General features: G+C 56.8%; 2 protein-coding genes and 1 pseudogene. All 3 read right to left on the bottom strand.

Annotated features, from left to right (window positions below; translation table 11 throughout):
• Window positions 1-204: 204 nt before the first annotated feature.
• On the bottom strand, window positions 205-705 hold the full coding sequence (locus ACW9H9_RS28500; protein WP_457346688.1) for a DUF3304 domain-containing protein: 501 nt from the start codon (window positions 703-705) through the stop codon (window positions 205-207).
• Between the two features lie 49 nt (window positions 706-754).
• A complete protein-coding gene (locus ACW9H9_RS28495; RefSeq protein ID WP_457346689.1) occupies window positions 755-1,594 on the bottom strand; it encodes a DUF4123 domain-containing protein in 840 nt (279 codons plus the stop codon).
• Window positions 1,591-1,925: pseudogene (locus ACW9H9_RS28490) on the bottom strand (type VI secretion system tip protein VgrG); the annotation flags it as partial. The gene ACW9H9_RS28495 and the pseudogene ACW9H9_RS28490, both read right to left, overlap by 4 nt.

Below are 1,925 nucleotides of genomic sequence, written 5' to 3'. Positions count from 1 at the left end.
CGCCTACAGGGCGCCTTCGGTTGGTTCAGTTACACCACTTCCAGGGACACGATCAATCATCTTTCAGATTTCGTCCAAAACCATCAAAAAAACATCCGATATGGAGACAGACTCCACAAGGCATTGACGCGATTTTTTTTGAATTACCCTCTGCTTTCGCTTTGGCGCAGGTCGCCAGGGCCTCGTCTAAATTCAAAGACCTGCTCATTGATCGGCACCTTTTTTATATTTTTCAAGATAGGGCGCAAGTTGATTGTTTTGCTCCAGGGGGTTTAATACCGTCGCTCCCCAGACCAGCTCGATTTTATTACCTGGAAAAAAATAGACATGCAGCGTGTCATCGTTGGGTTTGCGTTTGGGCATGGGCATTTCGAGTTCATGCTCCTCAAACCGTGCGCCCTGTTTTTCTTGAGTTTTTGACATGCTAAGCACCCAAGCTACATGTGCTTTATCGCCGCTTATGCTACGGCAGCACATGATCCCGCCACCGCCCATTACGGCAATGTTTCCTCCCCAGAAGTCATTGACCCAGAAACTACCTATGGGTCTGTCACCGTAGTTGTAGGACATGATTGCGACGCCGGGTGCACGCAGTGTGTTATAGGCATAAATGGCGATGCGCGGCAGCACTAGAATGAGCGCAATTATTATAAGGCTTCGAAGTTTCCACCGACGCTGCAGAAAAGTATCCAATATCAACCCCATCTAATAAGCTCCTGCCTGCGGGTGTTTAAGCACAATAAAAATACTCCGTTCATTCCGACACCCGCCTCATCGCCATACCCAACGGCAACCCCTGTTCACGTACCAACTTCTTGGCCTGCACCCACGGCGCCCAGTTGCCTGGAAAGTTGCCGTCCATCAATACAAGGGTGGCAAACAAGCACACGTCTTCCAGGTCGTTGAAGCCCTGTTCGCGTCCCGCGGCCAGGGCCTGTTTCACCTGTGTCAGGCGCTCGCTGTGGCAGTGGCTGGTAAAGACCTGCGGCGAGGTTTTTTCCAACTCTGTCGTGAGGCTGTATGGCAGCGGATCCACCTCCAGTGTCTTCCACAGCGCCGCGTCCAGGGTGATGGGTTGGTAGGGGGTGGGTTGCTTGAGCCCGGCGCCTTTCAAGCAGTGCCAATCTGTTGGGGAGGTGGGTATCCACCATTCCAGCACGGGGCCCAACAGCCAGGGGTGCCACGGCAGATCGCGGCGCGGTTCCAGCAGGGTGATGACCTCGGGTGCGTAGCTGCGAATCAGCAGTACGTCACCGGCGTCATTTTTGGCCAGCAAGGCCTCACTCAAGTGGCGGGTGAAGGTGTCGAGTCGGCATTGCGTGCGTATCCACGCGGTCGAGGCGTCGCAGCCGGTAAAAAAGGCATGGGCCACAAATGCGTCAAAGGTCAGGTGACTCACGTCGACCAGCCAGGGCCCTTCGTGGCGCAACTCGGCGAACTCGGGTTGTACCATCAGCGGGCGACGGGTGAGTTCCGATTGCAGGAACTGCAACCGCAGGCGTTCAGTCAGCAGGCCGACTTCGACGATTGCAAAACAGAACTGCCCCATGTCCCGGGCCGCGTTCCAGGCCTGGGTGCACTGGGCGCGATTCATTGGCGGCTCCCGGTTTGCAGCGCCCATTTTTCACGCATGGCTTTTTTCAAACACGCGACGCAAATGCCGCGGGGCGCTTGAAGCATGGCTGTTGGCGCCCCGGGCATGAGCTGCCCGGCCCGGTCGGCGGCTGCCAACCCCGGTACAAGCGGCGCCAGTATCTGAATGCCCGTTCCCACCCCCGGCCCACCCCCCGAATTCACCTTCACCTGCGCCCCACTGATCGTCACCCCGCCCGCATCTACCTTGATAAAACTGCCCCCCGCTTTCGCCGTAAATTCCATCCCCGCTTCCACCACCACCTTGTCCCCGGCGTGGTAGTGAATCTCGG

The sequence above is a fragment of the Pseudomonas sp. SDO5215_S409 genome, assembly GCF_054071325.1.
The sequence above is the reverse complement of the archived record's forward strand: the minus strand, read 5'-3'. Positions and strand labels throughout refer to the sequence as shown.

Bases quoted from the DNA above. Each gene is read 5' to 3' on its own strand.
- ACW9H9_RS28500 (WP_457346688.1), bottom strand. From the start codon at position 705: ATGGGGTTGATATTGGATACTTTTCTGCAGCGTCGGTGGAAACTTCGA.
- ACW9H9_RS28495 (WP_457346689.1), bottom strand. From the start codon at position 1,594: ATGAATCGCGCCCAGTGCACCCAGGCCTGGAACGCGGCCCGGGACATG.